Here is a 19697-nt window from a genome sequence, read left to right as displayed (position 1 = left end):
CTCTTGTTCTCAAGTGTATAAAATTGATATAAACCAAGGACAAACTTTATGAATAAATATCTCATTGCCTTTTTTTTCTTAGTGAGCTGTTGTGCACTAGCTAAGGAACGCCCCAATATACTTTTTATCATGACTGATGATCAGTGGCGCCGCGAGTTTAACTTTTTACCTGAGGGTAAAGATGAGAATGGTAAAAACCGCAATTTAACCCCAACAATTGATCGCCTTTCCAGTGAAGGGATTATTTTGGATCGTATGTACGCAACTTCAACAGTATGCACTCCGAGTCGCTATAGTGTTTTGACGGGTGAATACCCTAGTAGAAGTTTAGATAGTGGTTTTTTAAATGACATGAAGTCCTACGGGAATCAGCCAAACCCTCACTTTAATGTACACATAACGCCCGGAAAAGCGCATATGGGAAGTGTGCTCAAAGCTAATGGTTATTTCACTGGGTTTGCGGGAAAAAATCACGTTATTCATGATGAATCTATTAAAGTTCCGAGTATAAAGGCTTATCGCAATGCCGACCCCTTTGACGCCAAGACTCAAGCATTCCTGCAAAAAAAGCAAGCAGCAGAAGTGCAGAGTGTCCTCAATAATGGTTTTGATTTCGCGGGGAGTATATATGCAGGCAATGTTCCAGGTCATATGCCCATTGCCATGGAGGCACATAATATGGATTGGATTACAAAATCGGGCCTCGATTTTTTAAACCTTGCAGAGAAGCAGGATAAGCCCTTCTATTTACATTTTTGTACCACACTCAACCATGGTCCTGGACCAGCAGGTGAAAAGTATTCTGCGGATCCACGCTTTACTGCGGCGGGAGTTTTGAAAGATGAACTTCGCGTTCAGCCTTCGCGGGAGTCCATTATAAAGCGTTTAAAAGAAGCGGGGATAGCCTATAAGGGTGATCACTCAGATCCACTATGGTTGGACGATGGTATTACGGCAATAATCAATAAAATTGAAGATATGGGGCAGCTAGATAATACGATTATCTTCTTCTTTAATGACAATGGAATGGGAGCCAAGGGCGCTCTTTATGAAGGCGGAGCTTTATCTCCAGCCTTTGTTTGGGGCAAAAAATTAAAAGGTGGTAGACGTCTTAATCAACTTTTGGCTAACATCGATTTTGCGCCAACGGTTTACGAACTTTGCGGAATTCCCAATGAATCACAAGTGAAGATGGATGGCAAGAGCTTTTTGAGCCTGCTTGAAGGCGATGATAAAGCGACAAACGAAGCTGTATTTTTACAAATTGGTTCCACTCGCGCAGTCTTAAGTGATGAATTTAAATACATTGCTTGGAGAGTACACCCTGATCGCGAAAAGAATTTTGATGTTGAGGGAGACGCCAAACCCAAGCCACTTTACCATATTGCTTCTACGCGTGGTGGTCGTGGTTTAGAAAAGAAAATCCCTAAAAACTATAAGGCCTACTGGGATACCGACCAACTCTATGATCTTCGCAAGGATCGCAAAGAACAACGCAACTTAGCTAATAACCCTGAATACGCCAAAAAATTACAGAGTTTGAAAGCGCTTTTATCTGAACACATAAAAGATCAGCCCGGTCAGTTCGGCGAGTTTTAATGAGAGCGCCCCTTTGAGCTCTTTAATGAATTGTTAAAGGAAAAACTAAGTCTATAAAACTTATTAAAAAACTAAAGATAAAAAAGCCTTGGAATTGGATTCCAAGGCTTTTTTAATTTATGAGCTGCTGAGAGCAGGCCGATTTATAGGCTGACTTTTAGAGTTCGCGGATATAAATATTTTTTAACCAAGTTGGATGACCATGACATTGGAGCTCAATTTGTTCCATCTCAGGGATAGGGGCCTTACCTTTTTCCCAGAGGTTGTAGAGAGGTGCATCGTTAACAGTGAGTTTGCCGTTTAGCCAAATACTAACGCGATCACCAATCATGCGGATGAAGAAATGATTCCATTCGCCAGTGGGATTATCGGCTTTAACTAAAGGCCATTTCCCCTCTTTAGGATTGTTCCACAAAGCGCCTGAGCCCTTATCGGAACCATGACGATGTGCTTTAGTATCCGCAGGATCCCAAATTTGAATTTGTGGAAGGCCGCGGACGTAGATGCCACTATCTCCACCAGCATTGATTTTCCAACTAACGTGGAACTCGAAATTTTTGTACTGTTTAGCAGTCGCCAAACTGTGTCCGCCTTTAGCACCATCAAAAAACAATTCATTTTGCTCCGTAACTGACCAGTGTTTATTCATGCTCACATTAGCTTTGGCTTGCAGTTCTTTCAGTTTGTCTGTGTTTAGGCTTTTGCGTTTGTGTGGCTTATCAAAGGGGCGATCAAGTAGGCCTTTCCAATTTGTGAGGTCTTTGCCATTAAAGAGTTGAGTGAAACCTTCTGGAGCTTGATTATCTGTACTTGGCAAAGCAAAAGCATTGTCGAGTTCAGCAACCGAGATATTGCGGAAGCTAACGCCCGGTCCATGACCTGCGATAGCAATATGCCCAGCGGCGCGATTACGGCCTGTCGCAAACTTTCCGGCATCGCCTTTTGAAATATCGGTATCCAAAATGACTTGCCCATTGAGTGTGACTTTAAGTTGATTACCTTGAAGACGTATTTCCTGCTGATTCCATTCGCCTAAAGGTTTTTCAGCGCCTTTTTTCGCTGCGGCAATGCCGTAAGCAGAACCATGGAATTGGTAGTCTTTGAGTTTGGCGTATTTGGGATGAGTGTTATCGAGGATTTGTACTTCGACAGTGGAATAGGCGGGGTCATGTCTTTTTACTGTTTTGTCATTGGGGTGCGGAGCTCTTAAACCGATTCCGTTATTGGCATGTGGAGCTAATTTAAATTCAAAGCGTAAAACATAGTCTTGATACTCCTTAGCTGTGTAGATATTCCCACATCTCGGCTGAGCAATGATAGTGTTATTTTCGACTTTATAGCCCTTGGTATTACCAATCCAGTTTGTTGCGAGGTCCGCATCTTTTTCAAAAAGATTTGTGAAAGTCAAGTTTTCACTGGAAGCCACAGCGCTGGATACACTGATAAAGGTGAAAAAAACTAGACTAGCAATTTTGATAAGTTTCATGGTTTTTCCTATGCTTATAGTTGGATGGCTTGGCCTGTTTTAAATGCCTGGTCAGCGGCTAAAACAATTTTGAGTGAATTAATGGCATCGTTCATGTGATCTGTTAAATCTAGATCTTCTTGGATGGATTTGAGAAAGTATTCTTGCTCACGTAGGCACAAGCCATCATGATCGGGTTCATCTTCAGTGGAGATCCATTGATCTTCATTAATGAATTCATTTTTCTCGTTGATCTCAGCCGAATGGACACGAATCTGTTCGGTCTTGCTGTGAGCATCGACATTATCGGATTGATCTTCCTCAGAAGCATTTTGAGCACTGATGGTCGCGGAACCCTTGGGGCCCCAAACATCTTTAATGAAGAAAGCTTTTGTAGAGGCCATGGGACCCCAGCCCGCTTCATACCAACCAACGGAACCATCATCAAATGTGACTTGCAGCTGACCATAGTTATACATGCCGGGATTCAGTTCCTCGCTGAGTCGTGCACCAATCGCACTAACGCGAAGGGGTTTAGCTTGCGTCATTTGGCACATAACATCCACGTAGTGAACACCACAATCGACGATGGGAGACATGGAATTCATGAGATTTTTGTGAGTATCCCACATCTTGCCATGGGATTGTTGGTTAAGATTCATGCGCATGACTAAGGGCTTGCCTAAATCTTTGGCAAGGTCAATGAATTGCATCCATGAAGGATGATGACGCAAGATATAGCCAACGACGAGTTTTTTGTTTGCGGCTATCGCAGCTGCAACAACGCGTTCACAGCCCTCTACACTTGGTGCGACGGGCTTCTCTAGAAATACATGTGCTCCTGCTTCAAAAGCTGCTATCGCATACTCTTCGTGAGTGTCTGGGTAAGTTGAGATACAAACCGCATCAGCCTGAGTCTCTTTTAGGGCTTCATGGTAATCTGCGTAAAGCGCATAATTCCCACCGAGTTCTTCATTGAGTTTTTCTTTGCTAGAACCGCGAGAAACAATTCCGCAGATTTCAAAATCATTGAGGCCGTGGTAGGCGAGCGCATGAGACCTTCCCATATTTCCACAACCCACAACGAGTATTTTAATTTTTGACATAATATTTACCTGTGTTTAATGATTGATTTCGGGCTGAGAAGCATCTGCTTCTTTAGGCTCTTTAAATAAGATTGAGAAGAAAACGAGAACGATTAAGGCCATAACAGCAGGGATTCCCCAAATCATTTTCCAGTTAAGAGCTTTTATATTAGCCATAGCTAAGTCTCCTTGGACTTTTTTGAGAGAAACGATTTCATTCTCAATATTGGCTAATTTATCACCTTGTACTTGAGTTTTCGACTTTGTGAGTTCAGCAATTTGGACTGCAGTCGATTGTATTTTTTCTCCATTCTCAGCGACAATGGCAGGTGTGTATTTAGCTTCTACTTTACCTGCAACTTGGGCTCCGATGAACATCCCTAAGCCAAGAGTCAGGAGAACTAGTAGACCTTGTGCTTGACCTTTTAGTTTTTCTGGAGCCACTCGGTCTGTGTAGATTTGACCAGTTACAAAAAAGAAATCATAGCAAATGCCGTGGAGAATAATGCCAAGTATAATCATCCATGAAACTTGTTGCGGTGTGCCAAAGGCAAATAAACCGTAACGGATGACCCAGCACAGCATTCCGAGAAATAGCATTTTCTTAATACCCAAGCGAGCAAAAAATAGTGGCATGACTAACATGAAAAGAACTTCTGACATCTGACCATAGGACATTGTTTGTCCAACGGGGAGGCCAACTAATTGCACGATACGGCTAGTCATCTGGTAGTAAAATGCTAGTGGAATACAGATTAGAATGGAACTAATCATGAAAATTAGGTAAGAACGGTTTTTGAGGAGTGTAAGTGCATTTAGTCCCAGGAGTTCTCCAGCAGTGATCTTTTTGTCAGATTTCACTGGAGGTGTATTGGGAAGCATGAAGCTAAAAACGCCAAGTAAGGCAGCAGAAGCTGCAGATATTTTGAACATATTAATACTGGCGTCAAAAGCTAACCAGCTTAGAGAAAGACCTGCAACAATCCAACCCGCCGTACCAAAAACGCGAACAATGGGAAATTGCTTTTCTGAATTAGTCATGTTTTTCATGGCAATCGTATTGGTGAGTGCAAGGGTGGGGTAAAAACTCAACATATGCCCGAAGAAAAACCAGTTGATTGTTGTAGCCGATGAGTTCCCATCCATGTATCCAGTTGCTAGGAACATAAATGAAGCACCAAGAAGGTGCATGACTCCCATGACGACTTGAGCAGGGAAAAATCTATCTGCGATCATACCTACAAATAGAGGCGTTATCATCCCAGCAATCGGACCGACTGAATAGGTCCACCCAAAATCATCGGCACCAAAACCAATGGTGCCCAAGAAATTAGGCGCAGTTACATACCAAGCACCCCAGATGAAGAATTGTAAAAACATCATGATGGATAGTGGTATCATGGGGGATTTATTTTGTTCTGTAATAGTCACAAGGAGCTCCTTAAATAGTAATCATTTGTTCTTATAGATACTAGCGCAAGTATTAATTGTCAATATAAAATTGTGTTTTTTGGTAAAAAATAGTAAATATACTGCTTGTTAAAATGTGTTTTTTCTTATTCTTGAGCCTTTCAATGTTAATTTCATGGTTTTGCGGGTGTATTATACGAAAAAATTATTTAGGGAAAAATTTATGCGCTTACTGATTTTATTCTTTTCGATCTCACTTTTGGCAGCTGAGCAGAGACCCAATATTTTATTTTGTATGGCAGATGATTGGGGCTGGCCTCATGCAGGAGCCTATGGTGATGACGGTGTTAAGACTCCCAATTTTGATCGTATTGCAAAAGAGGGTGTGCTGTTTCATCACACTTACGTTTCAAGTCCATCTTGTACTCCCAGTCGTAATGCGGTTATTACTGGTAAGTATCACTGGCAATTAGGACCGGGAGCAAATCTTTGGAGTGTTTTGCCTATTGAGCACGAGAGTTTTATTCACTTATTAGAAGATGCGGGGTATGTGATTGGTCAAAATCGTCCCAAGACCTGGGGGCCAGGGAAGATCGAGTCCTGGGGGAAGCATCACGGTAAAGCACCTGCGGGAGATACTTTTAAGGATTTAGCGGAATTCTTTGATAAAACAGAGGCAGAGGATAAAGCTTTTTTCTTTTGGTTAGCCACGAGCGATCCTCACAGGGGCTACAAAAAAGACTCGGGAGCTAAGAGTGGCATAGATGCTTCAAAAGTGCACCTTTTTGATCATTATCCGGATTCCTTGACGGTGCGCAAGGATATTGCCGATTATTACTTCGAAGTTCAACGTTGGGATAGTTTAGTGGGCTCAGCTTTAAGTTTGTTAGAAGAAAAAGGGAAATTAGAAAATACGATTGTCATTATGACGGGAGATCATGGGATGCCATTTCCTCGCTGTAAAGGCAATCTTTATGATTCTGGTGTTCGCGTTCCCTTTGCAGTACGTTGGGGAAAAAACCTTAAGCAGGGTATTGAAAACAGAGATTTTATTTCTCTTGCGGATGTCGCACCGACGCTCTTAGAGCTTTGTGAAGTGCCTGTTCCCAAAGTCATGACGGGAAAGAGTTTCGTGAATTTATTAAAGAGTGAGCAATCAGGGCGATTAGAAGAAACGGAGCGTCCCTATGCCATTTTTGGAAGGGAGCGTCATACTCCAGCACAAGAAAAGCCCAATATGGGGGGCTATCCCTCGCGAGCCATACGAACACAAGATTTTTTGTATATTCGCAATTATCGTCCAGAACTTTGGCCCATGGGAGCAGGAAATGGCAATACTAATAAACCAGGTCAGTGGTACTCAGATTGTGATGGAGGGCCAACAAAAAATTATATTATCGATAACAAAGACAAGGATCCACAAGCAAAAAAAGCTTATGAGCTGTGTTTTGCAAAACGTCCGGCACAAGAGCTTTACCATCTAGTAAAAGACCCTGAGCAAATTAATAATATTGCCAAAGATCCTGAGTATGCTGCGATAATGGAAAAACTTGATCAGCAAATGTTAAAGGGTTTGGAAGAACGTTATGACCCGAGGGCAAAAGATCCCTTGTATGGTGGCTTTGATGTTCATCCATATTTTGGTGGTGGCGGAGGGAAACGCAAAGCTAAGAAGTAGTTGAAGCATGTATAAAGGCTAAGTGAGGACTTACGAAACTGAAAAGTTTGTAATATATTAAGTATAGAATAGACAGACCCACGATTTTGAGCCTGCCTTATTGTATGTAACTATTTACAAATTAATAATATTGCCAAAGATCCTGAGTATGCTGCGATAATGGAAAAACTTGATCAGCAAATGTTAAAGGGTTTGGAAGAACGTTATGACCCGAGGGCAAAAGATCCCTTGTATGGTGGCTTTGATGTTCATCCATATTTTGGTGGTGGCGGAGGGAAACGCAAAGCTAAGAAGTAGTTGAAGCATGTATAAAGGCTAAGTGAGGACTTACGAAACTGAAAAGTTTGTAATATATTAAGTATAGAATAGACAGACCCACGATTTTGAGCCTGCCTTATTGTATGTAACTATTTACAAAAGGAGTCAAAGATGGATGCATCAACAAAAGACTGGATTACTCACTGCGTTGTTCCGCATAATATGAGTGAAGTTTCCCAAGAATGTCACGAGATGTGGCATGATAGTAAATTCTTAGCACTGAATGCTATGATCATTTTATTTATGGTTTTGGCTTTTGTTTTAGCTATGGGTTATTATTTACCCGCAGGAGTAGGACCACAAAATATTCCTAGTTCGCCTTTTCAATATGGACTTTGATTTAGTTCAAAATTGATAAGCGAGTGTAAAGCCAATCATCAAGCATGATTGGCTTTCTTTTGTTGCGCACAGCTTGAAGCTTTGCGATATTCGCAAATAAGTCTAGAGCTTTGAGTGATATTAAATTTTTTGGGATTAGAGTGCAGCAATATTTAAGCGGAGCCAAAATGTCGAAACCTCGTAATTATAAAACATTATCTTTTGAGCACGAAGTCAGAGAATTATCAGCCATTACTTGGGATGATAAGTCACCTGAGCCACTGGCGCAAATGGAGTACGAGCAAGAATTAAGTTTAAAAGATAAGGCTTTTGCACAATTTTTGTCAAAATCGGGGGTTAAAAAAGCTCCCGAGAAAGTTTTGGCTTCGCCAAAGCCGAGATATTATCGCACCACAACAAAGCGCCGAGTCTTTCAAGAGGGCGCTGGAATTGGTTTGGGCTTTTCTAAGCCAGTTAAAGCAGGGGTATGCACAGAGTCTGATTTAGAGCCTAAGAAGCATCAAGAGATTTATTATTTCCTACAAAAAACTCTTTCGAAACGTACTTACTTTTCTTTGGCGCGAGCGTTAAATTGGTTGATTTTACGCGGGGGCTATGAGCGCCAGTTTCTCATTTTGAATATTTTTAAAATGGATGCGGATGTTATGCGTAAGGTAAAAGTGTTAGTTAATGCCCTCAAGAAAGAAAATATTGTTGAAGGTGCGATGATTTACTTTGATCCTTCTCGTTCGGATTATTATCTCGAGGCTGAGCGCCCGGTAAAATCATTGCAGATTAAACATCTCTTTGGTCCTCGTCTTTTGGGTCTCAAAGTTGATGAGGTGCTGATGCGTTATAGCCCGATTGGATTTTCACAGGTCAATGAATCCATGGTGCCTGAAATGATTGACTTAGCTAAAAAAATGTTGGAGCCCCATCGCGATGATGTTCTCTTTGATCTTTATTGTGGCTATGGTCTCTTTAGTCATACTCTTGGGCAAGCTTGCAAAAAAGTTTTTGCTTATGAACTGAGTTCTACTGCCATCGAATCGGCAAAAGAGATTTCCAAACGACTCAAGACTCAAAATCACATGCAGTTTTTCTCTGAAAAAATTGATGCCTCTTTAGTGCAATACAAATTTCCTGAAGCAAGACAAAGCGAGTTGTTTTTATTAGATCCCCCTCGGCAGGGTTGTGAGTCGGGTGTAATTGCGGAGATCGCAAAAAGAAAACCCAAGCGTGTCTTGCAAATTTTTTGTGGTACGGACGTGGTTCCCAAAGAGATTTTAGAATGGCAAAAGCAAGGCTATAAAGCCAAAGTCATTCAGCCAATTGACATGTTCGCAGGAACGGCGAACCTAGAATCAATGGTCTTATTTGAAGCTTAATCGCCGGCCGTATCGTAGGTGTTCAACTTAATTGTCAAAGACTGATGATAAAAGCCAATATTCTTTTACTCAAATCTTAATTCACAAATTTAAGGCTTGACTGGATGAGCTCAAAGCCCTTGATGGCTTTGGCCTCATCTTTACTTGTGATTTGAAGAATGAGGAAGCATCGCTGTTTAGGGAAGTCTTTCATAACATATTTTCTGATGTGAGGAATTTTTTCGCTGAATAACTCTATGGAGAAAGTTTCATTTATCTTATTTGGAGAAGTCGATTCATTGATTTCGAATTTCGAGTCAACTATGTTTCCGATAGGCATGGAATCTATAGTCGAGGCAGAGAAAGCTTTGGCAAAGTCCTCATGACTTTGGGCATTTTCTAAAGGGTAAGCCTGTAGAATCACAATGCCTTCGGCACTCGTTTCTATAAAAAGGTTTTGAAAGTCTTCAAAATCGCTATCCCCAGTGACAGTCCAATTTCCTGGGTACTTGAAGCTTAAGCTCTTGTTTCTATAGCTTTTGGCGTCAGAAATATCGGCGGGTCTTTCCCCGCAGCTGATCAATATTAATGTAAATGATAAGTAGAGAAGTGTGGTAAGGATTTTCATTTAATTATCTTTGTCGTTTTCATGAGATTTTTTGATGGCGTACTGATAGCTTTCGACAGAATCAAAAATCACGTAATCAGTGACGCGATCCCAGGCCACACCGCCTTCACAGTTATCAGTCCAGCAGGAGTCGGCATGTCCCTTTGGTACTGTGCCAGTAATGAAAATACGTCCGTGAATTTCAGTAAATTTGGGATCAATAAAGTCATGATTAATGCTATCGTCTTTGATGGTGATCGAGATGACTTTGTCTTTTAAATTGGGGATGTCCATATTTGTTTCAGCTCTTTGGCTAGGTTTAATAATTTAAGGTTTTTTATTCATTTGTTTCTTCATCGGATAGATGGATGATTTCTACGGGCACATCTTCCTTCAGTTTAGATTGTAAGTATTTGACGAAGCTCTTGTCTCCCTTACGCTCACTAGAAAGTGGGAATTCGTAATCGAAGTCATTTGTACTGACGTAGACCCATGAGTCATCCATCCAAGCTTTGTTATACTCGACGATGAGTTCATTTATATCATCAAATAAAATGTTTTCAGCTGGTTCATGCCAGTCTTTTGAATATAAAACAATTTTTTTGTTGGTGATGAAATACATGCCTTCGTCAATATTGATAAAACCATCTGAGTAAAAATATTTAACCTGCTCAGAATCGTCTATAAGTTTGAGTTCTATAATTTGCTGGATGAATCTTTTTGGGATGCGATTTTGTTTGTAGACATAAGTTTCCGGACCGCGGTCAAAAACGACTAAAGCCGCAATGAATAAAATACCAATAATGACACCAAGGCCGGCGAGGCCAATTTGTAGAGCTTTCATATTAATTTTTATCTTGCTTACGATAAAGTTTTATTGATAAGCCTTGGCTTATTCAATTTCGTATGGAATCGGAATATTGTATTTATTAACCAAATTGCGAAGCTGAGTCTTAATGTCTTTGTCTTCGGGCGTGTCGGTTAACTGACCAAGAAGATATAAGATTTTGTGATGAGCCCAGTTTTGTGCTAAGCTAGCATCACCCTTACTGGATTTATTAAAATCTATTTTAAAAGTGATTTCTTCAGGGCCTTTGGCGCCGATGCCTTTCACTTGAACAAGAGTTGATTGTTGTCCGCTTTGATATTGGCCGTAGATAGAGAGGGTGCCGCCTCGGTATAAGTGAGGGAGTTCACGTGGAAAGATCTCCTTATGATCAATTTGAGAAGAAAAACGATAGTGAAGTTTGCTGACGACGGTGTCGGAATAGGTTTTAATGAAGTTTTCAAACATTAGACCTGAGCCATCGGGTTCTTCTTGCAAGATACTAAAGCCACGATTGCGCAGTGTGAGTAGATCTAAAAGGAATGGCGATGTGTCTTCGCCATTACTGATGGAGAAAATTGAAGTTCTTGCTTGGTTGTCTTGAGTGATTTTACTAATGATTTCCACTCCTTCAACGCCACCGCGAGTCGTCGTGTTGCCATCACTTGCGAGGTAAATGATTCTGGGGTACTGACTTTGAGTTCTTTGTGAGATATAAGGACGTAAGCTTTTGTAAACATCCGTTTTACCCCCGCGTTTGGTGTTGTTTAAAAAATCAATTGCGGTGGCAATATTCTCTTCGTTTGCAGGAGCATAATTGGGGAAGCAGCGTCGGTCTTTCACATTGAAGGTTACAATGTTAAAACGGTCTTGTGGTGAAAGGCTCTGGATTCCCTTTTTTATGGCATAAGTGAAATTAGTAAATTGATTGAAGCGGATACTCGTAGAAGTATCGAGGATAAACATGATTTCTTTGGCTTGAGAGATTAAGCGCTTTGAGTTTTTGTCTAAAGTTATATCGACTCGAAAATAGCCCTGTTGATCTCTGGGGTCGAGGTAAATCTGAGGAGTGATTTTAAGAACGTCATCGAGTTGGCCTTGATTGTTCTCTTCGACAGAAATTTGTGGTAGGCTTGGCTTGTTGATTAAGCTAAGTGAGTTTTGGTTGCGAGGGTCACTAGGAGGAGTCAAGCTAATTGTGGGACGAATACTATTGACGGGTAATGTTATCGAAGGTGCTACGGGACCTCCAAGAGAGGAACCAGAAATACTTGAACCATCATTTGCTCTGAAGGAAAGGGCTTGGTTGCCGATATCAATTGAATCTTTGACGCGTTTGTCGATTAGGCTCTTGTTAGCCTCGGAAAGGTGTTGATCACTGAGTTCGGGTTTGATTTCGTAAATTTGTGGGGGGAGTTGCGTGGAGAGAGATTGGCCAGGAATTTGTGAGCTCTGTTTCATCTGTAGTTTAGCCAAGGCAGATGAATCGACTTTTGGTGCGATATCGGCTTTGATTTTCAGGTCTTCTAGATTGATTTTAGCGGGAGTGAATGAAGGACGCAAAGCATTTTTAAGCTCCGCATCTAGATCGCGTTTGGGTTTGGGTTGCCATTTTTCAACGCGGGGAGCAGGGCTTTTGAATTGCTCTTTGGGAAGGGGGCGTTTGGTATCAGTTTTTAATGTATTAAGGACATTTTTTAGTTGAGTAGAGAAAATTAAGGCAAGAATAGCGTGAAAGGCCAGAGAAATAACAATCGAAATCAGTATGTATGAAGTGTAACTTTTTTTATTCATAATCGTAGTTTTTTGATTGGAAAGCTTTGTTTAATCCGCTTGGTTTTAGTTTGAATTCAAGTAACTAGCTGAGTTATATAGCCAAATAACTCTACTTAAAGTATCCGATTTCTGTGGAATTACTTACTAATCCGACTAAAATCACAAAACAAAAAATATTAGAAGATATTTATGAAAGAAATTTTTTTAGAATTTGACCTATTTGGCACGCACATAACTTTGCGTTGGTTTCAGGTGATGGCGGCCAGTGGTTTCCTGGCGGCGCTATTCCTTCTGAAAAAGAGGTCCAAGATATATGGTCAAGATCCGGACAAGATGGAAACGTCCTTATTTTATTCCATGATTGGAGCGATCATTGGAGCGCGAGCTCTATTTGTTATAAGGTATTGGGATGAGAACTTTGCCAACCGGCCATTTTCAAAAATCTTTGCTTTTCACGAAGGTGGCTTAGTTTTTCAGGGGGGCTTAATAGGTGGTTTAATTGTTGCTTATTTCGTGTGTAAACGCAATAAAATTAATTTCCTAACCGCTTTAGATATTGCCGCACCATGTATTGCTTTGGCGCATGCTTTTGGGCGAATCGGCTGCTTTTTGAATGGGTGTTGCTATGGTGGACAATGCGATATTCACGCATTAGCTGTTCAATATCCGAAAGGGAGTTTCCCATGGTCAGATCACCTGAAGCGTGGTTTGATTGATCAACAGGCGGAGTTGTCTGCCGCAGTGCACCCAGCGCCCTTATATTCTGTTTTTGCGCTATTAGGTATCTGTCTTTTATTGTGTTATTTAAGTAAGAAACTAGCTAAGCCAGGTATGATATTTGGCCTCTATTTTTGTGTATATAGTTTGTGGCGTTTTATAGTAGAGTTCCTTCGCGATGATCAGGATTTGACTGGGGGTTTATCATTAGCTCAATATATTGCTTTAGGAACATTGTCACTTGGAATTGCGATCATTACATTGTGTCGCCGAAATCGGGAATTTGACTTTCCCCAATTGAATAAGGAATAGTTTATGGAAGTTCCAGAAGGTTTTACTCACGCGTGGTTAGTGGATGAATTTGCAGAATGTCAGCGTTTAGATCGTTATGTATCTGAACAGTTGCCAGATCACTCTCGTACCTTTTTGCAGAAAAGTTTAAAGGACGGTGATTTTGAACTCATTCGTTCCGGTGCCAAGATTAATGCTCGCATGTCAGAGAATGTGATTGAAGGTGATTTGATTCATTATAAGATGCCTGAAGTCGAAGATGGTAGCAACCTTTTACCTGAAGACATTGAGCTGGATATTATTTATGAAGATGACGATATCTTAGTAGTGAATAAACCTGCAGGTATGGTTGTTCACCCTGGAGCAGGTAATTATACCGGAACTCTAGTGAATGCCTTGATGGGGCGTGATCTAAAAACTTTTAGTTCGATGGATGAAGGCAATGGTCGTCCTGGTATTGTACACCGTTTAGACAAAGAAACATCTGGTGTCATTATTGTTGCGAAAAGTGCAAAGAATCTAGATAAATTGAGCCGTTCTTTTGCTCGTCGTGATGTGGAGAAATATTACGTTGCTCTTTGCCGAGGAACTATTCGAGTTGGACGTGATACCATTACAACGAATATTGGACGTTCGCGATCTAATAGGCAGAAGATGGAAAACACCAATGATCCCAATCGTGGTAAAGAAGCTATTTCTCATTATAAAGTTCTAGCTGATAATAATGGAGCAACTTTAGTTAAATTGAAAATCGATACTGGTCGTACTCACCAAATTCGTGTGCACATGGCTGGTATTAATCACCCAGTTGTAGGCGATAAACTCTACGGGGTTAGACGCTTGGATGAGAAAGAATCACCAGATCGTCATATTCTTCACGCATGGAGAACGCGAATTATTCACCCCGGAACTCAGGAAATTATGACCTTTACAGCACCTTTACATGATGATTTTAAAGATGTCTGTAATGACTTTGGGATTCAGTTTGACGGCTAAGGCTATTGCGGAGTTGTTCGTTCTTCAGTGAGGGGTACAACTTTTATGGCATTGTGAAACTCGGGGCAAACGTGAGTGCAAAGAGTGCAACCATTACAGAGTGAGTTATTAACTCTCATTCGACCTTGAGAATCAGCTTTTATGGCTTTCTCAGGGAGTGGGCAGGCATCCGCGCAAGCAGAGCACTCGGGATCAATACCATTCCAGGTGTAGCAATTATCAATATAAATTTGAGCCTTGCCAATTATCGGCTTTTCATCTTCCTTTAAAACTAAAGCATCTACTTCACAGGCAGTAACGCAAGGGGTGTCTTCGCAGAGTTCGCAAGGAATCACGTCTTGAGCAATAATTGGAGTGAGGTTAGCTTTTGAATTGGGGTCAAAATGCTTATATATAGCGCCAGGAGTACAGGCTTCCATGCAGTCGTTGCATTGAGTACATTTGTCGAGGAATTGAACTTCCGGTAGTGCTCCAGGGGGGCGAAAGAACTCAGCTGGAGAGTTAGGGTTTTTATTAAGTTCCTTTTTTAGCTCTTTATGTTCATGCACAACATCACGCATGAGCGAACCAAAGTTCTTGAAACCTCTAAATAAACTACGTCGATTTTCCATTAGGCCTCGATGATTAAATCTGATTTTGCTTTAAATGAACAAGTAAGGATGGATGAGGGTGAATCATTGTCTATATGATCTCCAAAAATGTGCTCAACTTTTCCTTTGAGTAATGGGACCGCACATGTGCCACAGTGTCCACTTCTACAACCTCTACGAATATCGACACCAGCTTTATCTGCCAAATCGAGAATAGAGAAAAAACTATTGCGATTTGGGTCGTATGTGATGCTTTTCTTAGATAAACTAAACTGTAATGTATACTTCATGGGTTCTTCCTGTACTTAATGAATTATATCATAAAGTTCGTAAATGGCTAGTTTAAGCCTATAGCTTTTGAATGCTTGGTACTTCGGAGGAACCAGAAATTATTTTTGATAAGCGATGTAAATCTTTGCGGCACTCGCGAAGTCGAGTTTTTATAGCGCTTGGGTTGCCGTGTTGATATTTATTGATAAGTGCAGAGCTCGTTTGTAAATGTGACTTTAGATTGCCTATTTCAGTTTTTATATATTGTAATTTATCGTGTAGATCTGGAGGGCAAGTACTCTTGGTGTTAGATAATTGATAGATGCTTTTTGTTGCCATAGAGGCAATGATTTTTAAGTTGTTAGTGAGCTTTTTAGGAAGGTGGTGAGATGCATATTGTTTATCCAAATAAAGTATACCGAGTAAGTGTTCACGAGAAGAATTATCTCGAATACTTAGAGGTAGGCAGATAATGGTTTTTATATCAAAGTCGTACATTGAAGCTGATTTTTGCTTTATGATGTCAGAATTGCTTATGTAAATTGAATCGTGACTTTTGATTGCGCTATTAATAATTGATTGAGAAATGGTGAAATGATTCTCTTTAAGAGTAATGAAATCACTATTTTTCGCGAGGATTTCATTAAGCTTAATCTCCTCACTTTCATTTGCGGTGTTAATAAATCCATAGGCGCGTTCAAGGCCGGTCATTAATAAAGCAGTATCTAAAGTAAGTGAAAAAACATCTGCAATAGTATGGCATTCAAAGAGTTTATTTTTAAAAGCTATACTTAGCAGTTGTCGGCTCACGGAAGTGCTTACTGCCTGACGAGCCATATTTAATAAATGTGGCTTTTGTAGTTTGGGGCTGCGGTTGTACTTGTTGAAGTAGATTAACTCGAACTCTTCATCAGAAAAATTGATAATACAGCCATGTTCCAGTGCGTATTTTTTGTCATTATTTACTTTTTTAGAGTTGAAACTGATTGCTGTGTTTGCCGTAGTTGAATAGAAATAAAACAATCCATCTGCATAGTTCAGATCACAGCAATATTCAGGGACATTCAATGAAGGTAATAGAATATCTGAATGAATATTTGAACCAATAGATTGTTTAGATGGTAAAAGCGGGAGTAGCAAATTAATGGGAAGATTTGATTTGCCTGTAGATCTTAAGCTGGCTACCGCAGCAGGCATTTCGCAGGCATTACAGTATTTTTGGAAGTAGTTATTGCTACGACCACAGTTATGGCATTTATACGTGCGATTAGACATGGTAATACAACTTCCCATTTAAGATTTAGTCTCGATAATATAATATAATGACTTGTATAAAAAAGTTGTTTTTGTTAATTTTCTGTGTGAAATACCTTAATATTTTCTTTTAATAGTTGTAGAAAGGCCCATAGGAGAAAAAAATTCAATATGACCGTATGGGGTGAGAGTAATGTTCTTGTGCTTTGTTAGATATGTGGTTTGTGTGACGTAGTGCTATTATCTTATAATTAAAATAAAGGATAGATTGGTTTATGAAAAAGATATTTGCTTTGATGATTGTTTTGTTAATGTTTTCTTTACAAGCGAAGGATGAGAATCTTATCTCCGACCCGAGTTTCAAAAAGGCTGAGAATAATTGGCATCTAAGAAAATCAAAAGAATACAAAAGTATAAAAGAACAATATAAAAAAGGGGTGTTTTCATTTCATACTCCATCATCATCTTCGAAGACATATTTAGCATTTTATCATGCAGTGGAACTCGACGAAGGGGAAAGTTACATATTTTCAGCAGAGGTTAAAGCAGATGGTCAAGGAGCAGTGACTTATGCTTATGGGACATATGGCGATCTATTTTCTAAAAAGAAAACAAAGAAGAAGACCAAGGGTCGTTCAAAAGATGAAGATAAGGGCCAGAATTTAGGTCTAATGGCTCCTACTTCAGAGTTTTCATCTGAGTGGAAAACGCATTTATGTTATTTTACTGTGAAAGAAAAAACGAGTTCATTAGGGACGTATATGAAAATTCTCCTGGGAGAGTATCAAGGCGATTTTACCTTGCGTAATCCGCAACTCATAAAAGTAGAAAGTGTACCTTCACAGGCAAAAAAACGCGGCTTGATTGAAGTTAAGTAGTAAAAATATTGATGTTTTGATTTACAGACTCTTAGCTAGGGGCTTTATTCTATAAAATTAATAGGAGATGAACATTAATAATTTGTGGAAGAGTTTTTTTCTTGGAAGTATGCTACTTACAGTTAGTTCATGTGTAAGTGAATATGAAGCACCCGTTCAAGAAGGGGTGATTTTGAGTGTGAGATCAAATGATTTAAAAGGGAAAAAACTCCAGCATTTACTCAAAGTCCAGGATGGATTCAAGGAAGACCTAATGCTCGATGATGTTTCACGCATCTCGAGTCAATCAAAAAAAGCTGTTCTAAACTTATTTATAAGTGGTAGGACTAAAAAGAATATTCATTTGCTACCATCTTTCCTGCCTGGGCCTAAGATGAAAGTTGCTATGAAAGGCCAGAGCTTAGGTTCTGGTTTTTGTATTCATCCAGATGGCTATATTATTTCTAATGAACATGTGGTTCGAAATGGGGAAGTTATATCTGCGGTTGATTATACAGGTAAAGTGTATGAGTTGGAAGTTTTAGCAGAAGAGCCGGGTAAAGATTTAGCTTTGTTGAAGATCAAAAACCTAAAACAAGGTTTTCCATATTTAAAAATGTGCACAATTAATAATGACCTCGAGGGTGAAGTAGTAGTTGCTATAGGCAACCCTTATGGTTTTGGTCATTCAGTCACTATGGGGATCGTTTCTCAGCAGCATCGAGACTTATCTAAGTTCCAAAATGAATCCACTATAAATGTAGGCTATTTACAAACTGATGCGGCCATCAATCCTGGTTCTTCAGGTGGGCCTTTAGTTTCTGTGCGACGAGGGTGGGTAGGGGTGAATACAGCTCAGATACCTTCCACAAATAGTCTCAACTTTGCGGTTCCCAATTCAGCAGTAGTCGAATTTCTTCTTAAGGTTTTAAAAGAAGTTAATTAAATTTTTCTTTAGGAAAGAATACATTGGTGAATGTGTTCTTTCTCATGTAGGCAATAAAAAAGGCGGTCAACGACCGCCTTTTTTAATAAACTAAATTCTTTCTAAATTAGAAAGAGAAGCTTAAGTTAATGCCACCGAAGATCTCTTCGTTGTCATTACCGTTCGCATCTTTAGCGTCTTCGATAAGAGCTGTGTAAGATACGAAAGGTGAGATGCTTAGACTTTCAGTTAAATCAAAGTTGAGTGAAGCTGTTGCAGCAACATCTGTGAAGCCATCGCCAGAGCCGTAAAGCCACTCGCCGCCATCACTGTTTACCCAACCAATCGCACCGCCAAGTGAAAGAGTAGAAAATCCAAGATCAAAATCGTGGCCAATTGAAGTACTTACGTAGAAAGCATCGCCTTCTGCTGCGTCAACGTCGTAATATACTGTTACTGAAGGAGCGAGGATCACGTCAAGACCAACAGAACCGTAGATTTCAGTTGTATCAGCATCGCCGTTCATACTAGGGAATTGGTAGTTAATTACACCAGCACCAAGAGTGATGATATCGAAAGATTTTTCCCAACCAGCATAAATATCGACTTCAGTGAAGTTGAATTCTTCATCATAGTCATCAGTAAGGTCAAGTTGACCCCATACACCCACATTAAATGAACCAAGATCACCAGCATCGTAAGTTGCTGAGATATCACCTTGAGCAGACTCGTTAGCAAAAGTAATACCACGCCATACATAACGGCTTGTGTAACCGATTGATGCATCTAGGCTGAGGTTTGATTCAGATGAAGTTGCTGCAGGAGCTTCTTCTTGAGCTACAGCAGAAAAAGAACCTGCTGTAAGGAGTGCGAATACTAATTTTTTAGTCATTGCGTTTATTCCTTTAGTGTTGTTTGTTTAGGGTTGCATTATTTTAAATTAAATTATACATACGTCAATTGCTATTTGGGTATTTTTTGTAAAAAAGTACAATAAAGTTACGTTTTTGGTAGTTTCCCACTCTTTTTTCTTGCTGAGATCCTTAAAATGTAAACTCCATGTTAAGGTTGAGTTTAGCGTAATTAACCCAAAAATCAAGTTTTCCTTAGGAATGATGTATTAAGGGTGAAGGATTTTATCGTTTATTAACACTGCAGGTGTAATTCAATAAATTCGATTACTATTTTATGTAGATATTATAATTACTAGGAAAGATATATGGCTTAACATTATTGAGGCTTACTTGTCAGAGTTTAAACTGAAGGCATATTGCAGGAATTTTAGAGAGAGAGCCATGTTTCAGATAAATGCCGAAGACATCCTACTTATATACTGTGTGCTAATTTT

The 19697-nt window shown here is 39.9% G+C and carries 20 protein-coding genes; 9 read left to right on the top strand and 11 right to left on the bottom strand.

Annotated features, from left to right (window positions below; translation table 11 throughout):
• The first annotated feature begins 48 nt into the window (after window positions 1-48).
• Window positions 49-1599, top strand: a complete 1551-nt coding sequence (locus PQO01_RS10875; RefSeq protein ID WP_274314034.1) for a sulfatase family protein — start codon at window positions 49-51, stop codon at window positions 1597-1599.
• A 157-nt stretch (window positions 1600-1756) separates the two neighbouring features.
• On the opposite strand, the gene PQO01_RS10870 is transcribed toward PQO01_RS10875, so the two are convergent.
• From PQO01_RS10870 to PQO01_RS10860, 3 genes are read right to left on the bottom strand one after another with little or no spacing between them, the layout of a single operon-like run.
• Complete coding sequence (locus PQO01_RS10870; RefSeq protein ID WP_274314033.1) at window positions 1757-3085, bottom strand: 3-keto-disaccharide hydrolase; 1329 nt, start codon at window positions 3083-3085, stop codon at window positions 1757-1759.
• Between the two features lie 14 nt (window positions 3086-3099).
• Window positions 3100-4170 (bottom strand): Gfo/Idh/MocA family protein, encoded by a 1071-nt coding sequence (locus PQO01_RS10865; protein ID WP_274314032.1) that lies wholly within the window; start codon window positions 4168-4170, stop codon window positions 3100-3102.
• 15 nt (window positions 4171-4185) lie between these two features.
• Window positions 4186-5580: an MFS transporter gene (locus tag PQO01_RS10860; RefSeq protein WP_274314031.1), complete on the bottom strand. Its 1395-nt coding sequence runs from the start codon at window positions 5578-5580 to the stop codon at window positions 4186-4188.
• A gap of 202 nt (window positions 5581-5782) precedes the next feature.
• Between PQO01_RS10860 and PQO01_RS10855 the strand changes: the two genes are divergently transcribed.
• From PQO01_RS10855 to PQO01_RS10840, 4 genes are all read left to right on the top strand, one after another.
• Complete coding sequence (locus tag PQO01_RS10855; RefSeq protein ID WP_274314030.1) at window positions 5783-7237, top strand: sulfatase family protein; 1455 nt, start codon at window positions 5783-5785, stop codon at window positions 7235-7237.
• Between the two features lie 159 nt (window positions 7238-7396).
• Complete coding sequence (locus PQO01_RS10850; protein WP_274314029.1) at window positions 7397-7534, top strand: hypothetical protein; 138 nt, start codon at window positions 7397-7399, stop codon at window positions 7532-7534.
• A 132-nt stretch (window positions 7535-7666) separates the two neighbouring features.
• Window positions 7667-7894 (top strand): hypothetical protein, encoded by a 228-nt coding sequence (locus PQO01_RS10845; RefSeq protein ID WP_274314028.1) that lies wholly within the window; start codon window positions 7667-7669, stop codon window positions 7892-7894.
• A 167-nt stretch (window positions 7895-8061) separates the two neighbouring features.
• Window positions 8062-9261, top strand: a complete 1200-nt coding sequence (locus PQO01_RS10840) for a class I SAM-dependent RNA methyltransferase (RefSeq protein WP_274314027.1) — start codon at window positions 8062-8064, stop codon at window positions 9259-9261.
• A gap of 76 nt (window positions 9262-9337) precedes the next feature.
• Here the strand turns inward: PQO01_RS10840 and PQO01_RS10835 are convergent, their stop codons facing one another.
• Genes PQO01_RS10835 through PQO01_RS10820 form a run of 4 tightly spaced genes read right to left on the bottom strand, consistent with a single transcriptional unit; the run spans window position 9338 to window position 12467 of the window.
• On the bottom strand, window positions 9338-9868 hold the full coding sequence (locus tag PQO01_RS10835) for a hypothetical protein (RefSeq protein ID WP_274314026.1): 531 nt from the start codon (window positions 9866-9868) through the stop codon (window positions 9338-9340).
• Window positions 9869-10141, bottom strand: a complete 273-nt coding sequence (locus PQO01_RS10830) for a hypothetical protein (protein WP_274314025.1) — start codon at window positions 10139-10141, stop codon at window positions 9869-9871.
• A 43-nt stretch (window positions 10142-10184) separates the two neighbouring features.
• A complete protein-coding gene (locus PQO01_RS10825; RefSeq protein WP_274314024.1) occupies window positions 10185-10691 on the bottom strand; it encodes a hypothetical protein in 507 nt (168 codons plus the stop codon).
• 48 nt (window positions 10692-10739) lie between these two features.
• A complete protein-coding gene (locus PQO01_RS10820; protein WP_274314023.1) occupies window positions 10740-12467 on the bottom strand; it encodes a VWA domain-containing protein in 1728 nt (575 codons plus the stop codon).
• A 171-nt stretch (window positions 12468-12638) separates the two neighbouring features.
• Between PQO01_RS10820 and lgt the strand changes: the two genes are divergently transcribed.
• Window positions 12639-13478: a prolipoprotein diacylglyceryl transferase gene (gene lgt / locus PQO01_RS10815; protein ID WP_274314022.1), complete on the top strand. Its 840-nt coding sequence runs from the start codon at window positions 12639-12641 to the stop codon at window positions 13476-13478.
• A 3-nt stretch (window positions 13479-13481) separates the two neighbouring features.
• On the top strand, window positions 13482-14453 hold the full coding sequence (locus PQO01_RS10810) for an RluA family pseudouridine synthase (RefSeq protein WP_274314021.1): 972 nt from the start codon (window positions 13482-13484) through the stop codon (window positions 14451-14453).
• A gap of 2 nt (window positions 14454-14455) precedes the next feature.
• Here the strand turns inward: PQO01_RS10810 and PQO01_RS10805 are convergent, their stop codons facing one another.
• From PQO01_RS10805 to PQO01_RS10795, 3 genes are read right to left on the bottom strand one after another with little or no spacing between them, the layout of a single operon-like run.
• On the bottom strand, window positions 14456-15064 hold the full coding sequence (locus tag PQO01_RS10805) for a 4Fe-4S dicluster domain-containing protein (RefSeq protein WP_274314020.1): 609 nt from the start codon (window positions 15062-15064) through the stop codon (window positions 14456-14458).
• Complete coding sequence (locus tag PQO01_RS10800; RefSeq protein ID WP_274314019.1) at window positions 15064-15333, bottom strand: 2Fe-2S iron-sulfur cluster-binding protein; 270 nt, start codon at window positions 15331-15333, stop codon at window positions 15064-15066. Before PQO01_RS10800 ends, PQO01_RS10805 begins: the two co-directional genes overlap by 1 nt.
• A 58-nt stretch (window positions 15334-15391) precedes the next feature.
• Window positions 15392-16588 (bottom strand): hypothetical protein, encoded by a 1197-nt coding sequence (locus PQO01_RS10795; protein ID WP_274314018.1) that lies wholly within the window; start codon window positions 16586-16588, stop codon window positions 15392-15394.
• A gap of 254 nt (window positions 16589-16842) precedes the next feature.
• Here PQO01_RS10795 and PQO01_RS10790 point away from each other — a divergent pair, with 254 nt between their 5' ends.
• Window positions 16843-17445 (top strand): hypothetical protein, encoded by a 603-nt coding sequence (locus PQO01_RS10790; RefSeq protein WP_274314017.1) that lies wholly within the window; start codon window positions 16843-16845, stop codon window positions 17443-17445.
• 82 nt (window positions 17446-17527) lie between these two features.
• Window positions 17528-18370, top strand: coding sequence for a S1C family serine protease (locus tag PQO01_RS10785; protein WP_274314016.1), 843 nt, complete (start codon window positions 17528-17530; stop codon window positions 18368-18370).
• 106 nt (window positions 18371-18476) lie between these two features.
• On the opposite strand, the gene PQO01_RS10780 is transcribed toward PQO01_RS10785, so the two are convergent.
• On the bottom strand, window positions 18477-19241 hold the full coding sequence (locus PQO01_RS10780) for a TorF family putative porin (RefSeq protein WP_274314015.1): 765 nt from the start codon (window positions 19239-19241) through the stop codon (window positions 18477-18479).
• Window positions 19242-19697: the final 456 nt, after the last annotated feature.

Origin of the sequence: Lentisphaera marina, assembly GCF_028745505.1 — a bacterium.
GTDB classification, from domain to species: Bacteria; Verrucomicrobiota; Lentisphaeria; order Lentisphaerales; family Lentisphaeraceae; genus Lentisphaera; species Lentisphaera marina.
This window is presented reverse-complemented; position numbering and strand designations above follow the sequence as displayed.